This is a genomic window from Halorussus limi (genome assembly GCF_023238205.1).
GTDB lineage: Archaea > Halobacteriota > Halobacteria > Halobacteriales > Haladaptataceae > Halorussus > Halorussus limi.
Genome location: NZ_CP096662.1, coordinates 145,127 through 168,596 on the forward strand (window position 1 = coordinate 145,127; position 23,470 = coordinate 168,596).

Annotated in this window: 18 protein-coding genes; 7 read left to right on the forward strand and 11 right to left on the reverse strand. The window is 54.7% G+C overall.

What is annotated here, in order from left to right; genetic code table 11:
• Positions 1–169 precede the first annotated feature (169 nt).
• Positions 170–2,083 (reverse strand): DUF262 domain-containing protein, encoded by a 1,914-nt coding sequence (locus M0R89_RS22475; RefSeq protein WP_248653033.1) that lies wholly within the window; start codon positions 2,081–2,083, stop codon positions 170–172.
• 301 nt (positions 2,084–2,384) lie between these two features.
• Between M0R89_RS22475 and M0R89_RS22480 the strand changes: the two genes are divergently transcribed.
• A complete protein-coding gene (locus tag M0R89_RS22480) occupies positions 2,385–3,071 on the forward strand; it encodes an SOS response-associated peptidase (protein WP_248653034.1) in 687 nt (228 codons plus the stop codon).
• An 18-nt stretch (positions 3,072–3,089) separates the two neighbouring features.
• Here the strand turns inward: M0R89_RS22480 and M0R89_RS22485 are convergent, their stop codons facing one another.
• From M0R89_RS22485 to M0R89_RS23360, 6 genes are all read right to left on the reverse strand, one after another.
• A complete protein-coding gene (locus M0R89_RS22485) occupies positions 3,090–4,118 on the reverse strand; it encodes a Cdc6/Cdc18 family protein (protein WP_248653035.1) in 1,029 nt (342 codons plus the stop codon).
• 179 nt (positions 4,119–4,297) lie between these two features.
• The gene (locus tag M0R89_RS22490) at positions 4,298–7,936 is read right to left on the reverse strand and encodes a DEAD/DEAH box helicase (protein WP_248653036.1); all 3,639 of its coding nucleotides are present in this window, start codon (positions 7,934–7,936) and stop codon (positions 4,298–4,300) included.
• Complete coding sequence (locus M0R89_RS22495; RefSeq protein ID WP_248653037.1) at positions 7,936–10,791, reverse strand: DUF1156 domain-containing protein; 2,856 nt, start codon at positions 10,789–10,791, stop codon at positions 7,936–7,938. The genes M0R89_RS22490 and M0R89_RS22495 overlap by 1 nt, the downstream gene beginning before the upstream one ends.
• Before the next feature lie 8 nt (positions 10,792–10,799).
• On the reverse strand, positions 10,800–11,417 hold the full coding sequence (locus M0R89_RS22500; protein WP_248653038.1) for a DUF7680 family protein: 618 nt from the start codon (positions 11,415–11,417) through the stop codon (positions 10,800–10,802).
• Entirely contained in the window at positions 11,414–14,704 is a 3,291-nt protein-coding gene (locus M0R89_RS22505; protein ID WP_248653039.1) for an ATP-binding protein, read from the reverse strand. Before M0R89_RS22505 ends, M0R89_RS22500 begins: the two co-directional genes overlap by 4 nt.
• On the reverse strand, positions 14,701–14,835 hold the full coding sequence (locus M0R89_RS23360) for a hypothetical protein (RefSeq protein WP_006169676.1): 135 nt from the start codon (positions 14,833–14,835) through the stop codon (positions 14,701–14,703). The genes M0R89_RS22505 and M0R89_RS23360 overlap by 4 nt, the downstream gene beginning before the upstream one ends.
• 218 nt (positions 14,836–15,053) lie before the next feature.
• Here M0R89_RS23360 and M0R89_RS22510 point away from each other — a divergent pair, with 218 nt between their 5' ends.
• Positions 15,054–15,617: a hypothetical protein gene (locus tag M0R89_RS22510; RefSeq protein WP_248653040.1), complete on the forward strand. Its 564-nt coding sequence runs from the start codon at positions 15,054–15,056 to the stop codon at positions 15,615–15,617.
• 17 nt (positions 15,618–15,634) lie between these two features.
• Here M0R89_RS22510 and M0R89_RS22515 read toward each other — a convergent pair whose 3' ends face one another.
• Together M0R89_RS22515 and M0R89_RS22520 are read right to left on the reverse strand one after the other, a co-directional pair.
• Positions 15,635–17,053: an argonaute/piwi family protein gene (locus M0R89_RS22515; protein WP_248653041.1), complete on the reverse strand. Its 1,419-nt coding sequence runs from the start codon at positions 17,051–17,053 to the stop codon at positions 15,635–15,637.
• A complete protein-coding gene (locus tag M0R89_RS22520; RefSeq protein ID WP_248653042.1) occupies positions 17,050–18,474 on the reverse strand; it encodes a hypothetical protein in 1,425 nt (474 codons plus the stop codon). The genes M0R89_RS22515 and M0R89_RS22520 overlap by 4 nt, the downstream gene beginning before the upstream one ends.
• A gap of 112 nt (positions 18,475–18,586) precedes the next feature.
• Here M0R89_RS22520 and M0R89_RS22525 point away from each other — a divergent pair, with 112 nt between their 5' ends.
• From M0R89_RS22525 to M0R89_RS22545, 5 genes are all read left to right on the forward strand, one after another.
• The gene (locus M0R89_RS22525) at positions 18,587–19,255 is read left to right on the forward strand and encodes a hypothetical protein (protein ID WP_248653043.1); all 669 of its coding nucleotides are present in this window, start codon (positions 18,587–18,589) and stop codon (positions 19,253–19,255) included.
• Positions 19,256–19,594: 339 nt separating this feature from the next.
• On the forward strand, positions 19,595–20,227 hold the full coding sequence (locus tag M0R89_RS22530) for a hypothetical protein (RefSeq protein WP_248653044.1): 633 nt from the start codon (positions 19,595–19,597) through the stop codon (positions 20,225–20,227).
• 91 nt (positions 20,228–20,318) lie between these two features.
• Positions 20,319–20,885, forward strand: coding sequence for a hypothetical protein (locus M0R89_RS22535; protein ID WP_248653045.1), 567 nt, complete (start codon positions 20,319–20,321; stop codon positions 20,883–20,885).
• 58 nt (positions 20,886–20,943) lie between these two features.
• Positions 20,944–21,378: a TRAM domain-containing protein gene (locus M0R89_RS22540; RefSeq protein WP_248653046.1), complete on the forward strand. Its 435-nt coding sequence runs from the start codon at positions 20,944–20,946 to the stop codon at positions 21,376–21,378.
• Between the two features lie 76 nt (positions 21,379–21,454).
• A complete protein-coding gene (locus tag M0R89_RS22545) occupies positions 21,455–21,808 on the forward strand; it encodes a hypothetical protein (protein ID WP_248653047.1) in 354 nt (117 codons plus the stop codon).
• 84 nt (positions 21,809–21,892) lie between these two features.
• Here M0R89_RS22545 and M0R89_RS22550 read toward each other — a convergent pair whose 3' ends face one another.
• Together M0R89_RS22550 and M0R89_RS22555 are read right to left on the reverse strand one after the other, a co-directional pair.
• Positions 21,893–22,588: a nucleotidyltransferase family protein gene (locus tag M0R89_RS22550; protein ID WP_248653048.1), complete on the reverse strand. Its 696-nt coding sequence runs from the start codon at positions 22,586–22,588 to the stop codon at positions 21,893–21,895.
• Complete coding sequence (locus M0R89_RS22555) at positions 22,585–23,259, reverse strand: helix-turn-helix domain-containing protein (protein WP_248653049.1); 675 nt, start codon at positions 23,257–23,259, stop codon at positions 22,585–22,587. Before M0R89_RS22555 ends, M0R89_RS22550 begins: the two co-directional genes overlap by 4 nt.
• Positions 23,260–23,470 lie beyond the last annotated feature (211 nt).

Sequence of the window (23,470 nt, forward strand, 5' to 3'; positions counted from 1 at the left end):
GAATGTACACTTCCGAGAACAATTCCGATATGAGACGCCTCCTTCGTTAACCAACAATTGGATGCATACTCCCTTGGTCTGTTGGTTAATACGTGAGGAGCTCAGTAGCCCGTTGTCTCAGTTTAATTTCTGTGAAAATTCTATAGGACTGCGACGTGCAATTCTCTCTTCACTTCACGTATTTGTCAATCAAGTAGTCGGTAATCTGCTCTTCGCGAGCCTGGATAAACGCCTGTGCGTTCTCCGGGGTGGGCTCGATATCGGGATACTGATTTACACGTTGAATACGCTCAGACTCGGCGTTGCCGAGGTCGTCCAACCAGTCGTGGGGCCACTGGTCGCTTTTGATTTCTTCGTTCATCTCGTGTGGCAACAGCTGTAGATTCCCGATTCGATTAAGATCAACAGTCTCTCCAATAGATTCAGATACGGATTCTGCCCTGCTTTTCGGGTAGATGTGGTCAACCGAGTAGTCGCCAATACTGGTGGACGTCGATTGCGTATATGATTCCTCAATGAGGCCGAGTACTGCCGTGACATCTGTGTCAGTAAATACAGGCTCTCCTGGGCTGCTCTCGTAACGAGCGTTGGCTACGACTCGACGGATATCTTCAGCAGATGGGCTGATGTTCTCCGATTCAAATAGCTCCTCTCCTGGGAAAACGATGGGCTCGTTGGGTTCTGGTTCCCATTCGCGAAGGTATCGCATCCAGTTGCGGCACTTGCCGTAGGTCAGAACCTGGTAGTACTTGTTCAGCAAGAGGGCTCTTGCGACGAACTGGAAAACACTCTCGCGGTTCGCGTCGGAGACCTCAGCATCCGGATTCTGGTAATAGAACACGCCAAGTAGTGCGAAAATGGGCATCGTGTTCATAACCGAGCTCCGAATCCCGCTCTCAATTACTGTCTGGAAAGCCTTCTCGAGCGATGACCGAAACCACTCGAATCGCCGTCCGGCGACGACGGGCTCATTATACAGCCACCGCTCGCGCATCTCGTCCATTCTATCTTCATCGATACTGCTAAGATTGCTGCGGAGGAGGTCTGTTCCGACTAGGTATGCTGTATATCGGAGAAACAGCTTCCGGTCGATTTCTTGCTCATACTCAGGGAACTTCTGTTTAAATTCGTCAATCCAATCTTGGATGACCTCCCGAGGATTGATTCGCTCCCCCTCCTCTTCCGCGTACGGCCAATAACTCATTAGTTTTGAGAGGAGGAGCTGGTAGGGCTTCGGATCAGAGCCCTCCATGTTCAGCCTCGTGAATATCTCGGGAATTTCAGACCTATCCTTGTTCGTACTGTCTGTTTCGAGATCGTCCTGTAGAACGTTGCTCGTAATGTCTCTCGCGACGGCTATCGAAATACTGCGCAGCTGGTAGCGGGTTTCGTTGTCCGCCCTCAATTCGGCGGTGTCCACGTATTCATCGACGACTTCGCTAAGTGCTCTTCCCTCAAGCACCGTGGAGTTCCCGGAGCCCCCGTCGTCGCCTCCGTTCCATAACTCCCCGACCGGCATCCACAGGTGTCGCGTGTCGCCAGTCATGGAATAGCCCGTCTCGTCCGTTCCTCCAAACTTCCCTGTCGATTTGAACTCAAACTCGTAGTCGCCTGCTGTATCGTCGCGATCGTACTCTGGGTGGCCGAATAGGTCAACGCACAGCCGCTGGCCTTCCCAGTACTGGAGCTGATCACTGGGCTTCCCTCGTCCGCCATTGTATACGGTAATCCCGCCCTCGACACCGATATAGAGCGAGTTCAAGCGCTGCTGGCCGTCTATAATCAGAATCTCCGGTTCTTTGTCTTCAACCTCCTGATTGTAGAGGTCGTATTCTGCCAAAACTGGATCCGGTGGCCGATAGTCATCAGCGACATACATCCGCAGGAAATTATACGAGTTGTAGTCGCTGATATTGGCCGCTCGAACTCTCCATTCAGTTATGGCTCCGATTGGATAGTCTCGAATCAATGAATCGAACAGTTCCTCAATCTGCCTGGGATTCCAGACAAACTCCCGCTGGAGGCCGGGAAGAAAGATATGGTCGTTTATTTCAGACAAATAATCCGAGACCTGTCTGGACATGGTCACCAGAACGGAAGATGAGTATTTATACTCTGCCGTCGCCCATCGAATTCCGGGTGTATCCTGCCCCGGATCAACTCGAAGGCCTAGCTGAGCTGCTAAGTTACGGTGTGGGTGAGTTAGTCGCCGAATTTTGGGATCGTGCGTCCGGTTCCGTGAAGTTTCCAGAATCAGACTTGTCTAGTACTACCTCCGTTAACCAACACTCTATGGATGGCGGGGCGTATGTTGGTTAAGCACGTTGGTTCCACGAAGTTCCTGTGCGACCACGTTGAAGATGCCTCCCTCTGAACTCTCTAGTATGTGTGGCCGGAACTCGCTCTTCATCGACCAAGCAGACCTCGAGGCTCGCTTCGACGCCGAGGTCGTCGCAGACGGCGGGTACACACCCCGGTACAACATCGCTCCTGGCGACGACCTCCACATCATCACGAACGAGGATTCCGACGAGATCGACGCCTACCACTGGGGGCTGATTCCGTTCTGGGCGGAGGAGCCCGAGGAGGGCATCATCAACGCTCGCTCCGAGACTGCCGACGAGAAACGCGTCTTCGAGCGGGCGTGGGAATCACGTCCATGCCTTGTCCCCTCGTCAGGGTTCTACGAGTGGAAATCACCAAACGGCGGGTCGAAACAGCCCTACCGGATTCACCGCGAGGACGACCCTGCCTTCGCGATGGCGGGGCTCTGGGACGTCTGGGAGGGCGCCGACGAGACGATCTCGTGCGTCACGATCCTTACGACGGAGCCAAACGACCTGATGAACTCAATCCACGACCGGATGCCGGTCGTCCTCCCAAAGGACGCTGAGTCCGACTGGCTCGCCGCAGACCGGGACACTCGCAAGGAACTGTGCCAGCCGTATCCGAAGGACGATCTGGACGCCTACGAGATTTCGACGCGGGTCAACAACCCAGGCAACGACGATCCCCAGGTCATCGAGCCGCTAGACCACGAGCAATCGGGCCTCGGCGAGTTCAGTTCCTGATCGGTGGCGGGGTTACGGTCACTGCATCGGCGACGCCGCTGCCGAATCGACGGGTGAGTACTCTCGATCCCGACTCGTCCCCTCCGCCTCGAGGAGGTTGTACTGCTCCATCTTCGAGAGGTACGTGCGGATAGTCCGCTTCGTCCGTGGGTCATCGACGTCCTCGGTATAGCGCTCGTGAATCTCGCTCGGCCCGACCGGGCCGTGCTCGCGAACGATGTCGTAGACGACGCGCTGATGGGGGGTGAGTGAATCGAGGCTCTTCTGCTTAATCTGCGCCCGGGCATCCTCGGCGGCATCCAGGAGAATGTCGTCGGTGATGCGCTCGTGGTTCTCGCGATCTGCCTTGCCGGCGGCCGTTCGGAGGATGCCGATTGCGAGGCGGGCGTCGCCAGCGGCCGCGTCGGCGATCCGGTAGAGCTGGTCGTCGGTGATGATGTCCTCGTCGAGCCCCCACTTCGCCCGCGAACTCAGAATGTCGTACAGCTGCTCGTCGTGGTACTTGTCCATCCGGACGTGTTCGCTGGAGCGCAGCCGGCTCACGAGCCGGTCGTCGACGCGGCTGAACAGCTCCTCTTCCTTGTTCGCGATGCAGATGATCGCGAACTGCGGGAGGCTGTGGAGGTCGTAGATGACGCTGGGGTCTTCGAGCTGGTCGACCTCATCGAGGATGACGACGGTTCGCGGGCCGTCATGCTGCTGGAGGCGATCAACGAGTTCGTCGTGGGGTGTCGACTGGCGGTGGATGTCGATGGTTGCGCCGAGATCGTCGAGGATTTGGTAGAGCGTCCGAAATCGGGTGTAGTTCCGCCAGCAGTTGACGTAGGTCGTTTCGACGTCGAGGACTTCTTCCCGGAGCCGTTCGGTGACAAACTTCGAGATGCAGGTCTTGCCGGCGCCGCTGGGTCCAGTGACGATGGCCGTGTCGGCGGGTTCCCCGTTCGTGATGGGCTCAAGAACGCTGGAGAGGTGGTTGACTTCGGCGTCGCGATGCTCAACTTCCCGAGGGACGAACCCGGCGCGGAGAACGCGAGCATCGCGGATCATCGTTACTTGATAGACTGGTTTTCTGGCTAGTACTAAAAACGTGACCGGGTTGCTTCCGGAATTACCCCATTTGATGGCTTCATTGCCACCTCCATCACGGTGATGTCCGGCGGTTTTGTTTGTGGAAAATTCGTTCTTCCGGAAACTTCCGGAAAGCCTTCTGCTTCTGGAAAGTGCCTCTACTCTGCAACTGGAAGTTGGGATAACCAGGTCAGGATAGTTTGCTCAGCATCGTCGATATCTGAGATCGAGTTCGTCCCACCGAGGAGATTTTTCACACTCTCGATCGTTACAGCTGGTTCTACAACAGTCGCTTGTTTGGCTTCGGCGACCTGACTACTTCGGGTAACAGACGATCCACTCTCTCCACGCTGACCACAGACGAACTCCACATTATCGACTTCTGCTGGGGCAGCTTCGCGGACGAGCGCTTCGAATAGTGGATCTCCAGGTAGGAGCAGCCGAATCGACGGGAACTGCTCAGCAATCTCTGGGTTGAACGTCACAACAACACCGCTACCCCCTCCAAGCTCTGCCTGAGCTGTCTCTCCGAGCGACTCCGGCATTGCTACTGCATCCTCCTCCGGCAGTTCCAGAACGTATGCATCGTCGACGATATCTTCGAAGTCGTCGGCGCGGTCATGGTTCCGGAGGGCAGTAAACGACCATTCTGTCTCTTCGAGTCGGTCGCTTTGCGTAAGCTGTGTCTCGATCGTCTCTAAGCTCACCAACGGTTCATACGACCGATCACCGGTCCCGATCTCATCGAATGCGGGATAGCAATAGGGTTCCCACCCGTCAAGTCCGGAACTCTCGATTATCGCCTCTTTCGTCGATACCTCTTCTGGCTCACCTGCTAGCCCGGTCTCCTCGGCTTTCTCCTGGGCACGTTTTGCCCGTGAGTCCGCTTCTTCGACGACTTGCTCACTTGGCTCTCTGGTGTCATCCGACCCGGAACTACCCATAACGGCGTCTTTGATGTCCTGCTCGATGCTGTTCAGTACCGGACGCATCGGCCCAACCACGTTCTCGAACAGCTGTAACCGTCCCTCCAGTTCCTCGTAGATGTCGCCGTCGATGCTGTCCTTGTAGGCGTAGTTGATGATCTTCACGACCTCGTTCTTCTGGCCAATACGGTCGATTCGACCGATGCGTTGTTCAACCCGCATCGGATTCCACGGCAAATCGAAATTGATCAGCGCATCCGCAGTTTGGAGGTTCAGCCCCTCACTCGCGCTGTCTGTACAGATCAGGATATTGGTATCGCCGTCAGTGAAATCGCGCTTGATCGCCTCTTTACCGACGTTCACCCACTCTCCGGTAGTTTCGTCGTACTGCATCCCGCCACCACCACTGTACGTACCGACGTTTGGATGCGTGTCTGTCAGCGTCTCACGGATATGCTCGAGGGTGTCGTGATACTGCGTGAAGATGATAATGTTATCACGGGCGCTCTGACGGAGTGAGCGAATGTCGCGGCGCAGCTGCGCTACCTTCGGGTCGGTGTGGGCTTGCCTGAGATCGTCCACGAACTCTTGGAGGGCCGTCCGCTCCGCCTGAATCACGTCGGCGGCACCACGACTACTTGGCTGATAGGCGTCGAGGGATGCTTGGCCGATCGCCTCGTCGATGGTCGCTTCCGTCACTCCGGCGTCCCTACTAAGCTCGGAGACCTCCTCGGTCATGTCCTCAACCTTCTCGTCGAGCTTCTCCATCCGGCGCTGGAGGCTCTGCTTGATGGCGTGGAGACTGCTCGTCAGGCGCTGACGATACGTGGTCATCACGAAGCCCAACGCGAGCTTCTCCTTCCCCGTCAGGACTTTCTGCGATTGCTTATACGTCTCATCAATATACTGCTCTACCTGATCGTACAGCGGGGCTGCGTCACCCAGCTCGATACGTTTTGTCTCGACATCCCGAGTCGGAACCGTATCGTCGAGGAGCCCCAGATCCTGACACTGCTCCAAGACCGCTCGAGTATTCCGGAAGATGCGGGACTGAACCGGTGTCGCCCACTGAGAAGCTTCCACAAGTGCGCTCCACTCCGTTGGCCCACAGTCGAAAATGAGCGAGCGAGGGTCGTCAAAGCGAGGGGAGGTTTCGCGCACGCCGACGAGTTTCTCGAGGGCTTTCCGCTGTTGAATTGACTCCGTGTCCGTCGCCTCGACTAGCGCCTTCGCCTGCTCGTCGTAGCCGGGATTCGACGTGAGATGTTCGTGAATGAGTTTCCCGACCCGTTCAATTCTCGGTCGGCCTTCGTCCTCCTCCAGATCGAGCTCTTTCTGGAACTGTTGGAGAACCTGTTGCTGTCCATCGGCTATATTCTGATACCGAGAGCCGACGGTGCTGAGGCTGTCCTCGAGTGCCTGCCGTGTTTCGAAGAACTCGACGAATCGGTCCTTGTCGTCCCAACCCTCTGGGAGATCGCATAGTCGAAGGAGATCGTAGAGCTCGCCAACATTCAGCTGCATGGGAGTCGCCGTGAGAGCGTAGAGACACCGGGAGGCCTCCTCGGCTTGTCCGAGCAGGTCGTAGAGTTTTGTCTCCTCGCGGGCACTGTGTGCCTCGTCGACGACCGTGAGATCCCACACACTCTCGTCGGTGCGTGGAGCGACGTGTGCCTGATTACCTTCGCGGCGGGCGGTATGCCACGACTCGATTACGACGGTTGGCTCATCTCTCTCCCTAACGAACGAACCAATCGGCGTGTTCTCCCAGGCATCGGCGTCAACCGCTCCGGATGTGGGGATACGGTGGTCCTCTCCGTCTCCGAGAGGACCGATCATGTAATCACCGTCGTAGGACCGTTCGTGATAGTAGGCGTGGATATTGAAGCGGTCGAGGAGTTCGTTCTGCCACTGCTGAACCAACCCTGCAGGAACCAGAAACAGCGCCTGCTCAGCCTCTCCGACCTGCATCAGCCGTGAGAGGGTCAGGCCTGCTTCGATGGTTTTGCCGAGTCCCACCTCGTCACAGAACAGGAGGTTGTTCGGGTAGATACTGACTGCTGTATCGGAGATCGTTCGCTGATGCGGCCAGGGTGTGACAGTACTGATTTCCTCTGCGAGATGGATTCCTCCCGGTGTTCGTCCGGCGACCGAGACGACACCAGCGGTATCGTCTTCGGGCACCGTCGTCTGGGGGTCGTGATTCTGGACCCGCTCGACGTGTTCCTCGAGCGTTCCATCGGTGTCCTTCCAGTCGATGAGGTCCTGGCGTGCAGCTTCGTCGAGCTCGAAGACATCGACAGAGGGGTGGAAGCCGTTCCAGAGTGCGTTGAACGTCGAGACGTCTTCCTCGACGTACTTCGCTTCGCCGCGGCTCCAGGAGCGATGAACTTTGAAGCGTTCGTAGTTGTACTGCCACGCACTGAGCGTCTCGTTGATACTCCCCTCGAAGCTGATCTTGTTGCCCTCGCGATCGACACCGATGCCGAGCTTCGGGTGGAAGAGTCCGTCACCGCCTTTGGGGTCGCCGACCTTGATTTGGAGGTCGCCGCGGTCGAGGAGGGTCGCGATGATGGTGAGCTGGGACTCAACCCACGGTTCGAGGGGTTCATCTGCATCAGGGAACATCGCTCCCTTCTCGCGCTTCTGGAGGTCCGCTCCAGCGATGACACGTACTGTTCCATCAGTCTCGAGGAGGGAGTCAACCCCTTCGAGAGCGTGCGCCAGACTACGTAGACTCAGATAGCCGGCGAGCCGGTCGTAGCGGATGACCTCGTTGAGGAATGGGCGGTAGAACGTCTCCATGAGCGTCCGGTTGGTCCGGAACTCGCTCTCGTACACCGGCTCCCACGAGACGTCCCTGAGGGTCATTACTGATGTTCACCGAGCTCCGTCTGTCTGTCTTCCCCCGACATATCGATGTGATCGAGGTTTATGTCTAGGTAGTCCCCTGTTTCTCCGGAAACGAGGTTCACGAGGGTCTCTCGCATATCGGATTCGGTAGGGAGTACCTCTAAAAGAGCTGTAACGGTGGCTTCGAACTCCCGACTCGATTTGAGGTCCCTGTCGGAGAGCCATTCCCAAGCAGCACGGGGACCCTCCCGCTCGTACACGTGAATCGCTGCATGTACTGCGTCGATCATATAGGTAAAACGCATATCGGTCGGATTCACGGGATACTTTCGTGACGAGGGATTGTCAGCACTGTCACTTTTAAGAAGGACAATGTCCTGAACTCGTTCATCGTGGTCTTTCAGAATTATGTCTTTCTGGCTCTTTCCCCAGATCTTCGTTGAACGTTTGATATTATCGATGTCTATGTTTGCTGCAACACCCAGTTGTCGTGCTTCGTCATAGGGGACAGTATCGTTCTCATAGATAAGCCATGAGAGAATGTACCAACGGGTGAGCGAGTCGATCTGATCGAGACCTTCAGTCTTGAGGAAGCGTTCAGCGAGAACACCAGTCACTGCTTTTCTTGCTTGTCCCAGTGCCTCTCGGGGTCGGATTTCCTCGCCCTTCTTATTCACGACAGGGTGTGCTTCAGCGTATTTTTGCAGGGTGGGGCCGTATGCGGCGATCGCCGTATCCGTTTTGGAGATATTGTATCCCGAGTCAAGGATTTCTTCCGCTTGGTCTCGTGCGGCTTCACGAATACCCTCTTGGACATCTTCCCAAAGTGTCCGATCTGACGACTGACTCACTTGTTTCCGGGCAACAAGGAAGATAGAGCTGTCTGCACTTGCGTGGCCCTGCATACTAATCCTGTCCGACATCTCGGTCTTGATTGGATGTGTTGCAGTAATGGTAAACCCGGCACTGATGAGAGCTGATGTGAGAGTGTCCCAGGCGTCCATCTCCCGATGAGTGAACATTACAGTCATAACGCCACCCGGATTGAGGAGCTCCTGTACCTCTGAGAAGATCTCCTCCATCTTGTTCTCGTAATGTTCGTCCGCAAGTTCCTTCTTTGACTGTTCGTCGTCAGCAATCTCCTCAAATCGATAAGGGTTAGCTACTGCCTCATTATCTTTATCGGTCAGATTAGAACTGTAGATCTCTGGGTGGATGTCTTCCAAATATTCCTTCTGGATGACATAGAAGACGTCCGAAAGTTCTGCGTACATAATACTGCTGTAATACGGCGGATCAACAATTGCTGCATCAACCGAACCAGGTTCTAATTTGGTAGTTAGCTGCCCCGCATCAGTCGATAAAACTTCTGCACCTTCCGAATCTGGAAGATACGAGACCAGTTTCTCATAGGCGTCAAACACGTGCTCAGAGTGCTTATGATACCCTCTACGAGGGGCGGATAGATTGTTGTCTACAGTCATCCGCTTTAGAATGAGTGTATTATCTGTGAAGATGTGGCTCCCGTAGCCTCTCGAGTCTCGCCACTGGTTGAGCCTTGTATTATAATTCATTGCTCGACTTCCGGCAAGGGCAAGAACTGTCAGTATAGCTTCTGAACGGTCAGAATCGTAACTGTCTTGGATTTCAGACTTCTGCTTATGGAACGCATTCACGAATTCATACTGGACAACCAGTTGGCGTGGGGTGAATATATCCCGCCATTCGTGCATCCCATAAATGGCTGGGTCGTTTGTACGACTACTCACATCTACCGGTTCACTTAGGAATGTTAAAAGATCGAAGTCACTTTCGACTCTTTCCGCGGCCTTCTGCATTCCTTTTTTATCAACTTCTCCTCCAGCACGGTAGCCGCGTTTTCCGTTTTCTGTCTCGTAATTCACTCCGTAGATGCTGTACTCGAATTCGCCATCGTGAATCTTCTTCCGAATGTCTTCCTTTTCGTTTACGACGTCACAGTGAGGGCATTCGGCACTCCGTCCCCTTAGAGGGGCCTCTTCTGGGTCATATTCCGGCTCGTTCTCGACTCGAACGTGGGTGTATTTCACCGTCCCATCCTCGTAGATCGGCTTAATGGCATCCCCACCGTCCGATTCCTTATTCAACCACCATTTGGAGACTAGCGGGATTTCCCCCCCACATGAATCGCATTGAATGATATACGTCATCGCCGAATTGAGGATCTGGCGACCGGGCTCTTCTGTGGGATAGTAGGGCTCAATATTCTCTCTGGCAGTTTCGAGGATTTTGTCCCGCCATTCGCGAATATCCGGGTCAAGTGACCCGACTTTGGGTGCGTACTCTAGTCCCGCTTTTAGAATAAGTGAAGGAACAGGATTCAGCTCGTTCGCTTTCGCCGGAATCCCATATCGAATGGCCTCAAACGGGATGATTCCCCGCCCTGCGGTTGGATCAAGGATTGTGGGGAGCTCTCCACCCCACCCTTCTCGAAGCTTAGACTGGAGCTTCTCGATTTCGGTGTCCGTCGGAGACTGTGTATTTGGATTCGGATACCCGTAATGGTCGTCGAGAGTGCCACTGCCCTTCTTTTCCGTGAATTTCTTCTCAACATAGTCGGCAATACCGGTGTTCAGCTGCTTCGGTCCTATTTTCATAAGACGGAGGAGCTCATCAGAGTCAATCTCACCAGGGTACACCGAGGCCAGTACAGCTAGCCTGACTGCTGGTGTAGGTCGGGCAGCAAACCATTTGTGGAGGCTCCGAAGCGCGTGATAACGCCCAGATTCCATATCTTTCTGACTCTCAATGTCGATTGCATTGAGGGGAAGTTTCGACTCGATTGCAACGTTCTCAGGAACCTCTGCTTCGTCCAGGAATGATTTCTCAGACATTGGTAGCTTTAGATGTGGTCGGCGAGTAGGACGCGAAGTGCTTTCGTACCGCTGGGTGACGACGGCGAGCGAGCCTTGGCGTGCCAGTAGTAGCATTCACCCAGACTCATCTGGTCGATTCCCTTTGCGACTTCACGGAGACGGTCTCGACGTCGCATCGGCTTCATCGCACGGAACGCGATCGAGAGCCGAACACCGGCCGCTTCGGGAAGACTCACGCTTGCTGGGTCTCCTGTACAGACGGTCTCGGGATCAAGACTCAGCTCCCGGAAGGTGGATTCGATGAGGAAACTCACCTCGTTGAACGCCCCGCCGCGTAACGTCGCGATATGAATCGCACACCAGTCATCCCAATCGTACGCCGCGTCATCTGCCCCGGGGAGTTCGGACGGGGAACGGTCGCCGATAATGGCCTCCTCCAGTTCGCGTACTGAGACGCTTACTGCTTTTTGGGCTCTCTCAAACCGTTCTCGTCGGGCCGTCGCGATATCGCGGGGCGCCAGCTCGTAGAGCGTGATTTCGTGCTGGTCGTCGACCCGATCGCGCGTCAACACGAACGTCGGTCGATTCCCGTACGCGCCGGTAGTGAAGGCGAACGAATTCCCCTCGGCGATCCCCTGACTCATACTTGGGTCACCTCGCTGGATTCGATCAGACGGATTTGCGTGTGCATCGTGACGGTGAACGCGTTGTCGACAGCGAGGAGTTCGTCCAGGGCGTCGAACGTATCGCCATAGAGGCGATCATCGCCCTCGTCGAACTCAATCGCGAACTCGGCTTCAGCGGTACGACCGCCATCCGGATTCGCGAGATCTTCCGGCTCCATGTTGAATCGGAGGTGGCTTGCGAAGACCTCTGGGCGTCCATTGAAATCGACTTCGAACTCCGATTTCGAGTCGGCTCCGTCGTTGGCCTCATAATCGAAGTCCATCGTCGTGTCCTCTGCGAAATCCTCATCGTTGCTGAGTTTGTTCGCAGTGAACCACGCGCCCTTCCACGCATCAGCCCCGTCCAGATGGATCCAGACGCCTTCGACGATGGGCGTCAGTTCGTCAGGGTGTCCGTCGTATTCCTCGCGAGCGCTGGTAAGCTCATCCGCGATGTCAGCCCGCATTTCCTGCAGGGCCCGAGAGACGTGTGCGGGCTCAGAGGTGCGAACTTCGATGAGTTTACTGAACGGCTCAGGGTCGTCATCGCCACCTGAACCGCCGCCACTACTGCCGCCAGTCTCCTCATCATCGTCAGTAGTCTCGTCCTCTTGCTCTTCGTCTTCGTCGGGTTCCTCCCAGTCGATTTCACTCCCGACGTCGTCGACCAGCTCATCGAGCGAGGTGTAGAGTGTGTGCGACTGCGAGAGCTTCACGTCCTGATAGCTGAGCCCCGCGTGCAGATTCTTCGCGTCGTCGAGCTCGTGATCGGTTGCCGTGAGGGTCGTCTCGGGCGTGTAGTACCCGGTCTTCTGCTCCTCGTCCCAGTAGGCGTACCCGTCTTCACGGACGAGCTGGGCGATCGTCTTTCGCAGTGGGATAGGTGACAGGAGAATCTCAGCATCCTGGCGTTTCCCGAACTGTTCTTCGATTGCTCTCGTTGTCATCGAGGCCGAGCCGACGTTCCAGATCGTCGCCTCGAACCAGTCAACACCGTAGGCGTCCTCTCCTTCGGGGATGATCGCGCCTGCTTCATCGAGCTTCTCGATGACACTCTGATGGATGGTGCTGTCGGTGGTGACGTTCCGATGAGCCAGGCCATCTCCAGTCGGGAAGTAGAGATGCGTATACGCCTTTTTGATGTCCTGATCGAGCGTGCCCTTCGCGCTATCGAGGCGTTCACCGAGCTTGTCCTGCTGTTCGGTGTTGAGCTCGTACTGGTCGCCGAGGTTATTCTGGATGTGTTTGATGGCAGCGACGCGCTCTGCGGTCCGCTTTGCGTCGGACACGTCGTTCGCGCTCGCGGCGAGGAAGACGACGTTGTTCTTGAACACCCGTGGCGTCTTCTGCCCGCCACTCGACGATGCTGTATTCTTGAACAGCGTTTGGATTGCCTCGGGGACGGTCTCGTAGTCCGTGATGGTGACCGTATCGAAGTCCATCACGCACAGATGCGCTTCGTCGGCCGTATCCGGGATTTCGTGTGGCTCTTCCGGCCCGACAATTACATTCAGACTACCCTGACCGAGCGCCTCGTCGAGGGCTTCCTCGAGATGCCGACGGGCGAGCCCGTCTTGCAGTTGCTCGACGACGGAATCGATGAGTTTCGTGAGGTTCGGCTCTGACTTGAACTGGATCTTCTCACCGTTGTCTCCGTGCAGGTAGAAACACGCAGACCGACGTCCCTCTCCAAGGAGGTTATTGAGCGCGTCGTCGTAGTGCGCTAGCTCGACTTCGGTGTTGGCGATCGCGTGTCGAAGAGGCCGGCGTGTAGTGCCGCGCCCGTCGGCGCCCTTCACGATGCTTTTCCAGAGGATTGCCGTCGTCAGATGTGTTCCGAGTGGGGGGTGTCCGTTCTTGACCCAATTCCGGTCCTCTTCCTCTGCGTTCGCCGTGCCATCTTCCGAGAAGATGTCGGCTTTGATCGCGGCCTCGAAGTCCATGTCGACCGACGAGAACAGCCGGAGAAGCGTCGAACGAACGTCCCCATCGGAGGGATGCATATCGAACAGACGAACGAAGTGGCGTTCTTGGTAGTCGCTCTGGTGCTGCCAGAGGCGGTAGACTGCGCGGGAGAGGAGCTTGAGCGCACCACGAGTGCGCTGGAACGACGGGAGGGAGTCCAGTTCCTCTGTGAGTGTATCGATGACCGTCGGATGAATCGGGTAGCTGTCTTCGAGGCGGTCTCGGTGTTCCGGGTTCGTCGCACTGTCGGGGAAGGAGTCACGATCACCCGTGTAGAGGGACATGTAGGCATCAACAGTTGCATCGCGCCCATCTTCCGCGACGCTCTCGAACAAGCGGTGTCGCAGGACAGCGGCAATTTCGTTGTCCTCCGTCGGCGTAATGGAGCCCTCGACACGGTCGCTGATACTGTTGAACTCAGAGATGGTCTCGGAGACGAGACCACGGACGTCTTCGGCTTGGTCGGCGAAGGCGGTGTCCGCGATACTGAGGACAACAGTGACCTTGTCGTTGTTCTGCGTCGCGGACAGCAGCGACATCAGGAAGGTATTCGTCTGCTTCGCGAGCGTCGAATCTCCGATTTCGACAGCGGCAGCTTGCTCGAGATATGCGGCGATCTCGTCGATGAGGATGAGCGATGGATTATCGTTCCGCTCGAAGAGCCGCTCGAGTTTGGTCGTTCCTGGAGGCGTTCGGTTCTCGTCGTTTTCGCGCAGGAACTCGTAGCCTTCCCGCCCGAACAGCTGGTAGGCCATTTCGCCCCACATCGTCTTCGTCGCGGGGGCGTCAGGGTCGTCGTAGTTCGAGCGAGCGTCCTCGGCGTCGACGTGTGTGCCCACGAAGACGGCTGAGTTGACGTCGAGACCAAGTGCAGCGGCGTCAGTATACTCATCGGCGATGTCTTGGTCGAGGATGAAGTCAGACAGATCGGGGACAGCACTCGGCGATTCTGCGAGGTGATACGCGGCGATCTGGTTGTGGGTTTTCCCGCCACCGAAGCTCGTGTCGAGTCGGAGAATGCCGTTCGTACCGGTGTAGTCGTCGTTATGTGCGCCGACGAAACGGGTTGCGAGACGAGTGAGAAGCTCCTGAAGACCGCTAGTGGGGTAGGTTTTCTCGAAGAAGAGTCGAGGGTCAGCGTAGACATTAGGAGCGTCGTCGCTGTGGGCGACGTCCGCGAGGCTAGCCGCGAATTGGTCCTCGGCGAGTTCGCCGGTGAGAACGTCCTGGCGAGGTTCGCAAGAGTCGAAAATACTCGGCGGTCGATTCGTCGTGCCGGTGGTTGTGGGCGTATCGCTCATTCGTTTGTAGAGGTAGTTTCGTTGGCGCGTTCTTTGAGGAGCGTCTTGATTACTGAATCGAGGGACGTGTGGTCTTCCTCGTCCTTGATCTCCTCTAGCTGTTCTTTCGTCCAGTCCTGTACCCGTATCATCGGCATAATTGTATCACGAAATGTCCACTTCCCTGAGTTTCCTGCATAGTAGGTTATCAGGGTGTATACAGACAGTTGACTTAGTCATTTGGTATTTTAAAGAGGAGTTTAGTGTAACAGGTCTGGAGTTCGACTATGATATGCCCCTCTGGCCAATCTGACATCCAATCCGCCAACTATTAGCCATCTCTTTGTAGCTCCGATCAGACTCGGACAATATGCCGAAGCCCGATATCGAAGTCCTCGACGACGGCGACGCTTATCCATATTCATCGCATATCAGCGTAGACGGTACAGAACTCCAGCAGGGCGATCTTCTCCTCGTGTTTGATTCTCCCAACGACAATGGTGTCAGCTTCTTCGAGCGTGTCTATGGGTTTACTTGGCCGGGAGTTATCACTCACGTCGTCGATGGGCCGGTTCCTGCTGAGTTCCACAATTTCGAGGACTTTGCTGCGGATCTCGACAGCGGGAAGATCGCGGTCGCCAGCAAACGCGAACAAACGAGCTTCTTCGTCGACGAAGACACCGTCCGCACTATCACCCTCTACCGATACCAGTACCAGGGCGGGTGGCAGCCGATCGTGATTGATGAGCGACGAGATCCACTTGAGAACACCCCCTTCAATGAATCAATTACTCTCTGTGAGGATGGAGAGCAGGTAATTGAAGAACTACTCGGGACGAGTTCCCCTGTGGAGAAGCAGGAAGTTGAGCATATCCGCAAATTTCTGCGGTCCGCTGGTTATCAGCTAGATCCGATCTCTGATTCAGACGAATAAGTCTCTCACTCACCGATTCACATATAGTAGAAATACTGTGGCCGAACCTCTGAAATGGACTCAGTATCTACTTCAGAGAGGATTGTACCGACACGCTTTGCAACACTCACGGTTGCTGGCATCCGAATTGCGTAGTCCGATGTATTCCAGTCGAGTTTTGTGAAAAAGAGAATTTCCTTACAGATCTCTAACGAGGGTGTCTCACAAATCTCGTCAGGTCGGATCTCAATCGGCGATGGTACTCCACTCCCCTGATAGGTCGTCTCTTCCGGGACATATCCGGATGTGTAGAGATAGTGGACGTCGTCATCAGGGACGCTCAGGAGGGTTCCCCGCATGGCGGGATAATCCGTAGGTGGGAACAATCTGACCTTTGGCCGCCTACGAACCCAGACTAGATCTAAATCGCGAACACCGTCTGTGGCATCAAGCAACCCTTCACGTTCTTCTTCCCAGAAGACAGATGGCTTATGAAGGACGAACCGGCTGGGACGTGTCCCTTTCTGAGCTTCGTAGTATTCCAGAATCTGCTCACCTACCTGTCTAGCCGCCTCATATGAGAGGTGGGGAGATCCATTCTCGTCCTCGGTGATATCCGGGAGTGGATCGCTCTGAAGGATAATATGGTCCCGTCCGTGAAAGACGTGAGCAAGAGCAGCTCGAATCACATCATCTCCTTCGTCTCGCTCTCTGTAGAACGAGAGCCCTGCGTAGCAGTGCCCATCTTCGATCTGCCGAGTTTTCCAGGGATGCCCTCGTTGAGACTTGTATAGAAGTCCAACTGTGAGATTCCAGGCCCGAGATGCTCGCTGTCGGCCAGTACGGATCGCAAGTGTGGATGGCTTAATCAGCTGTGTGGGGATTCGAGCCTCCATCCCAATCAGCTTGATTCGATTTCGCAGGTCAGAACCTTCCGACTGGATTCGCGCATGGTCCTGGTTCTCAGGAGTACACGCGTCCATCACTTCTTGCGGAATACAGACGATGATTGCGTTCGGCTGAACGGAATCCCGTTCGATTATCTCGATGTCTTTCCGCACTAGCTTCAGGAATCGCTCCATCCGATCTCTGGGGGTCGATTTACTCGTAACAGATTGGATGTCTCGTCGACGAATTTGGCGTCTCCAGCCCTTTTTTGCATTAATAGAGAGATTGAGCGGGGAACTCTTACCTAGCCCGGGATAGGGAACCTGCCACGGATTATCACTTGTTCCTGGATGGATCCCGACCTCCATATCATGAAGTAGTTCGGTCAACCGGCGGATCGAATCTCGATCGCCGATAATCCCGAGTTTGATTGTATGGTGTCCTTCCTCATAGAGCCGTGGACCATATCTGATAAGGCCTCGTTTGGGAGAGGTTTCAGTACCTCCTTCAAACTGAATCTCTGGCTCCTCGAGGTGACGAAGCGTGAACGGGGTATCTTGGGGCGTCATTGTTCAATTCCACCTGTGTTTTCGAGATCAGAAGCTGACTCGATGAGCTCATCACGTTCGTCTCCGTCTCTGGGCGGGCGGACATTGAGGGACAGCGAGTCAACTCTGGTTACTTCGAGTTCCTTTACGACGGGTATCTTTTCACCCATAAACCGGTCAAGCTGGGTCTGATCCGACATCAGCAACTCTTCCCAGACACGCAGCTGGCGGTCGTACTTACTATTCTGGGCGTGGAAACGATTTGGCGAGAAGTCGTTTTGGAGCCGTGATTTACGCTCGCCTGTTACAGGTCGACGACCATCTGAAGTGAAAACCTGTGTGGGTAGCAGAACGTAGTAGTATTCTCCCGCATAGCGCCGTACTCGTACTTTGACACCGCGGTGGATGACATCGGGGTAGGAGTCTAACTCCTTTGCAACCCATGATCGACCTAGTTTTCGTTCGGTACCGTGCTGTCTGCGGTCTAGTTCCGGGTATACGGTTGTTCCCTTCTCACGGTCGATGAGACAATCGTTATCTCTTGCAACGAGAGTGAAAATCCCTCTGAGAAGGGACCTTACGATGTTTTCACGCTCCTCTTCTTGAGCCCGCGTTCGGAGGAACTCCTCGAACTCTCGTGTTTCGAAACGGTCCTCGTGTATGTAATGACGAGTAGACCCCGGAAGATGGTCCGGATGAACGAGTGAATATAATTTCCGCTCGTGAAGCTTGATGGGGAACGCTTCGTTGTTGTAATTATAGACGCGAGTAGATTCGGCTTCCTCTGTCGTCTCTATGATGTACAGTGTCTCCGGGTAGCGGGTTACCTGAAACAGATTCGTCGCATATTCTGTTTCCTCAGAAACCGGTTCATACGAATGAAGATATGGTTCGTACTGGAACCGTTCTGTTTTCTCGAGTTGATGAGCTTGTTGACGGAGGTCATCGTATGTACCTACGAAAACATGGGTATCGATAGCAAAATCTCGGAACTCATCTACATCAGTATCATCTAGCCGATCTACGACCTCATCGTTGACGCTGTCTTTGAGTTTTTCGTAGAAGTCGACCAGTTTCTGATTATCGGTGACATCACGATCGAACAGGGCTTTCCAAAGCTGGTCATTAGAAAGTGTCTCCGTAAAAATATAGAAATCAAACCGATGGGGTTGGGGTTGTTTGATATATTCGAGGAAATACCGGGCCAATTCGTCTCTAAAATCGTTCGGGCTGAGGCCTGTGGAATACGCTTTTGCCTCGGCTACCACTTTATCGCCCGTAGCTTTGTTCACAAACTGAATATCGTCAAGCGTAGAGTGGAAGGCTGAATCCCGTTCGACCATGTAATTCAGCCCTTCCATGTACTCGATGACGACTTCCTTATAGTCCTCCCCGCGTCTCGCCGTCCCTTCCCGCTCTTTATATAGATTGTAGATGGGCACGTTGTATCTCGTTACAAGGAAGTCTCGTGTGAATTACTTTTCCCTCAGTCGTTGGATAGTCTACTGGGATCCGACGGTACTTCTATAAAACGAGCGGTATATAATGGAGATAATGAACCGCGAGGACTTGGGAACGACTCTGCGTCTCCTCAATCGTGAACGTGGGACCGCGGATGCGTTACCGAAAAAGTCGCTTCACAAGCTCCTCTATCGTATTGACGTCAAATCTGCCGAGCGAAATCTGGATATCTCGATCCCGTATTATTGGTATCTCTTTGGTACCGTCTCTCCAGCCACGCCCTCGACTGTCCCCTCAGCCAGTATTAATGAGCCCGAACTTGAAGATCGCCTGCGTTCTGTTGTCTCAGACGCTCTCTCTGAATATTACGAACATGGGTTAGAATGGCTCACAGACAGAATGTATGATGATGCGCCGTATCAGGTCCAGCGGGATTTTCGGGAGTTAGATAAGAAAATACGAACGTTACATACGGAGTACCACGATTTCTTTGAGGTTGACCCAAGCAGAGAATCGGTACTCAGCTCCGTCCACGACACTTTTGAATCATTTCCAAACGACCGATTTCCGGAGTACGATCGACCACTAATCAAGTGGTATAACGCGGTCACTCGAGAACTCCATTCGCATTCTCCTGATCCCTCCAGATTGATGACGGTGAATGTAACGTTCTGGCGTATCTTTGCACTCGAGCTTGCTCAACGGCATGCCCAGGGAATGTCTCCGGAAGAGGTCCGTGGGAACCTCGGTATCCTCGTTTGAGGAGGCTCGGAGTTCTGCGATCCAGAAACTTAACGAATTCGAAGAGGAAGACCTTGATGCGAAATTTTCTGGATTAGCGACTGAACTCGAATCTGAACGGAGTGCAGCTGACGAACTTGTTGCTCCGATTCTTGAACGCCGGGGAATTGCGCACGAAGATCTCCATCCGGGCCAATGACTCGATACTTCGTAGACACTAACGTCCTCATTGGACTCACGTTTTCTCACGACCGGTGGGCCGTAGAAGCAGAGCGTATCCTAGACGGTCATAACACGCTCTTCACGAGTGAGTTTGTAATCTACGAGTATTGCAGCCGTCCACAAGGAGCGCCTCGAGTTGTGTCCGACCCCGATCAGCTACAAGTTGACCCTGACGATACCGATGGCGTGTTCGGGACCGTTCTTGAAGACTTTCAAGAGAATGTCGAGGATAATATCCCAATGTACAATCGAGAAATCGATTTACAGCGCTACGATGGGCTTTCCTTTGAGAGTATCTTAGAGATTTTCTTCGATAATATTGAGGTTCGAAGTCAGGCCAAGCCACACTTTGTTCGGCACTTCCAGAACTACTTCTCCTCGCGTGAAATCACCCCACGGAATGCAAAACGGTGTGTCGAAGATCTTCGAGATCGTGTTCTCCACGACGCAAAGGAGCGGAAAGACGCACTAATGGATGCTGTCCACGTCATGTCGTCAACTTATGACGATCAGGAGCGCGCTCGCGGTCTAGTCAAGGAGCACATCGGAATTCAAGAGTCCCGGATTCCTCCTGTAGACTCTCAGTGGCTTCTTGACGCAATAGGGCTTGCAGAACGCGATGTGCTTCACCGTGTTGTGACCGGAGATAAGAAAGACATCGTCCGATATCAGCAACAACTGACGTCATTATTTGATGTTACAATCCTCTATATTTTGGATGAGTTTCATACTCGTTCCCAAGTCGGTCAGGATTCACACGAAATCTTCTGATTACGCAACGACTGGTTAGAAGGTACACTGTCGCCGGAGCTGAGGTCCACTCTGACAGGAAGTACTTATGGGTGCCGTCCGGACGAAGCGTATGGGACTCTTTGAGACCTTATTTAGCTCATCCACCGGGGATACTGATCCTCAGGCACAGCAACCGAGTCAGCACGAAATCTTCCCCGAGGACAAGTACAATGTCGCATACGCTGTAGCCGCTCGGCGTGAAGAAATTCGGGCGTTAGAACACCTTCTAGAAGCGGATCAGACCTCACCTACCGCCTTGGAGGCTGAGCCTTTCCTTCAGGATATAATCGAAGATATGGAGCGGGATCGGGAATACTCCCTCCGCCTTCGCACCTCCGGGGAGGAGCTCGTCGACGATATCCGTGAACTCATAGAGCATTGGGACAATCAGGTAGATGAGCAGATAGGGACGATTTGGTGGCCTATCGGAGCAGATACGAGGTTCAGGTTGTACCTCCATTATCTGGAACTCCGTGCTGACGCGGAGGATGACCAATTTTCGTTCCCGGAGTCTGCTGGACAGGTTCACACTCTTGTCCAGCGTGGTCTCAGTGCAATAGAAGATGATGACGACTCGAAGCTCGCTGTAGTCCATAAGCGAGACATTCCTTGGGAAGAACCAACTGAGGACAGCTGATCTAGTTCGCTCCTTCTCAAAGAGACCGATTAATTGTATCCAGTATCAAAACCCAGCTATGGTAGAAATCTCAGACTCCCTGTGTTCGCTTTTCACTGCGAAAATTAAGGAGGAGGATGGCACATTCGTCATCGAGATTCCTCCGAGTGAGATCAAGCATGGGGCGCTGACTGTTGATGAAACGTACCGCATCGCTCTTCTTGATTCATCCTCCGAAGCTGAATCAACATCTCCACAGGGCCCACGGCATCCCGCCTCTCAGGGGAGCACGAGCCATGATTCATCTGGTCCTCCTGTTGATGAGGGAGAAGTGCGCGACGTGACAATCGAAACCGTCGGTGATCAGGGAGACGGTATTGCGAAAGTCGAACGGGGTTACGTCGTGATCGTTCCCGGCGCTCAACCCGGCGACGAGCCAACAGTCGAAATCGAACAAGTTCAGGAGAACGTCGCGTTTGCGAGCATCGTCGATAGCGATCCGCGAGCACTCTAACCCATTGTCCCTTCTGTGGATCGGTCTTCTTCTCGGTAAACCAGCGGTGTGAGAAGGCTCCGTTCGCGTTTGTCTGATGGAGGTGGTTCTGAAAGTCACGTCACGTTTTCTTCACGCGCTCGCGATGGCACAACCTTCCAAAGCCGAAATACAATCTATGACAAAGGAACCGATTGAGGTACTCGACGACCTGGCCAACCAGGTCGCCGATGAGTTTGAGGCGTATAGACAGCCGGACGAATTCAAGGATGTCTCGCTCGTGATTGAGAACAGCGACGAGGAACATCCGACGCTGATCGTCCACGTTGATAGAGAGGACGCGGAGTCCCTTGCCGACCGTATTGATGAGTTCCTCCGCGAGCATGGTGCTCGTACTGAACGGGAACGACACTCAGCTACGGATGTCCGTGTGTTAGCGACGGTCGACTGACACCGCCCCTCCAATTTTTTGACTGACTGTAAACACCGCTGAAGGACCCTATCTTCATTTCCGATCAAGGGGGTCCCGACCGCTTCAGCTCAGGTGGTTAATCTGTACAGACAGATACTCTTGGAGAGCGGTGACCGTTTCTTCTGAGACTGCTGAGGCCCCGAAGTCACTCCGATACCCGTGCTTGAGTTCATCGCTCTCTATGATCTCCAGTCCACGCTCAAGCTGCTCCCGTAGCGCATCGTCGTCCCCTCGCCGAAGGTGAGGCGTGACAGTGTCGAGATCGATTTCTTCTGCTACTGCCAGGACATCCCGGAGGTCTGTTTCACGGCCGCTATGGAGCTTTGCCGCGACGAGGACTGCCCCATCGATGACTCTGGCTGTGGTCGTCACTGTACCTCCGCTCACCTCCTGTTGGTGGCTGTGGTCGTACAGGTAGTCGAACGACCACTGTGCCTCCGTCTGGCGACACCCGAGTCCGTTCACCAGGAGATCGAAGCCGATCGGCTGTTGCGGCGTGAGCCGCTTTTCGTACTCGATTACTTCGGTGTCGTAGAACCATTCTTTGGCGTGGCTGTCCGTTTTCTCGAATCCCCGCTGTTCGAGGAACTCGACGAAGTCAGCTTTGGAGTCCGGCGCGACGACGATATCGAGGTCCGTGGAGAAGCGAGCATTGAACGCTGAGACAGCGTAACCGCCAACAAGGACGTACTCATGGCCCTCTTGGGTGAGCTCCTCGAGCAGTTCGATGAGCGCGTCACTTCGGTTGTTGAAGCTCATGGCTGTGCCCGTTCGGTCTCTCGATACGTGACGCCGAGGTCGATGTCCTCGTACATCCGGTCGAGCATCGCCAGCCCCGACTGGAACTGGGCGTAGTTCTCGCGCATATACCCGATTGTCTCTGCTCTCGGGATTACCGGGTACCCTTCGACGTGCTCGATATCGAGTGACGCGCGTGGCTCGAGGACGATCTGCAGCGGTCCGCCCAACTCGTCTCGGGGCTGTCGTTCGAATGCGGTCGGGAGGTCGAACCACTCGAAAAATGTCTCCCAGGCGTCGACGTCCTGCTCACGAACAGCGAGGAACAGTGGATAGTCGTCGGGCTCGCGACCGACCTGGTAGCCGCCCTGAGTCCACACGTAGACGGCGTCGATCCGCGTGAACGCGAACGGCCAGTCACTGAACTGAGGGATGACGTACGTTTCCTCGATGGAGGGTGGACTGACGCCGGCGCTGGCAGCGACGAGCTCGAGCGCTGCGTCGCGTACGCGCTCGTCGACTACAGTGAGGCCCTCGTCATAGGAAACGTAGCCTGCGTCTTCCAGCCGATTGACGGCCTGTCTCACTGTCTCGTAGGGCGTGTGGAGGTGTTGGGCGACACGGCGGATGGAGTCACCACTCTCGATGGCGAGGATAGTCTGTGCCGCCGTGTCGTCGAGCACCTCATACATCTGGTGGTTACCAATAATCCGGTAACAGTTAAAAGTCTTACTCGACTAGCCGTAAAGCACGACCTCCCCACTTGTTTCGAAGGTAGTCCAGATCCCCGCTGAAAACACGCGGAACGACTATAACGAATTCAACGAGCAAAACGAACAGAACGAGAAAAATGAATGGATTGAGCGCATCCTGATGAACGAACTTGTTGAGGATGGGCTGGCC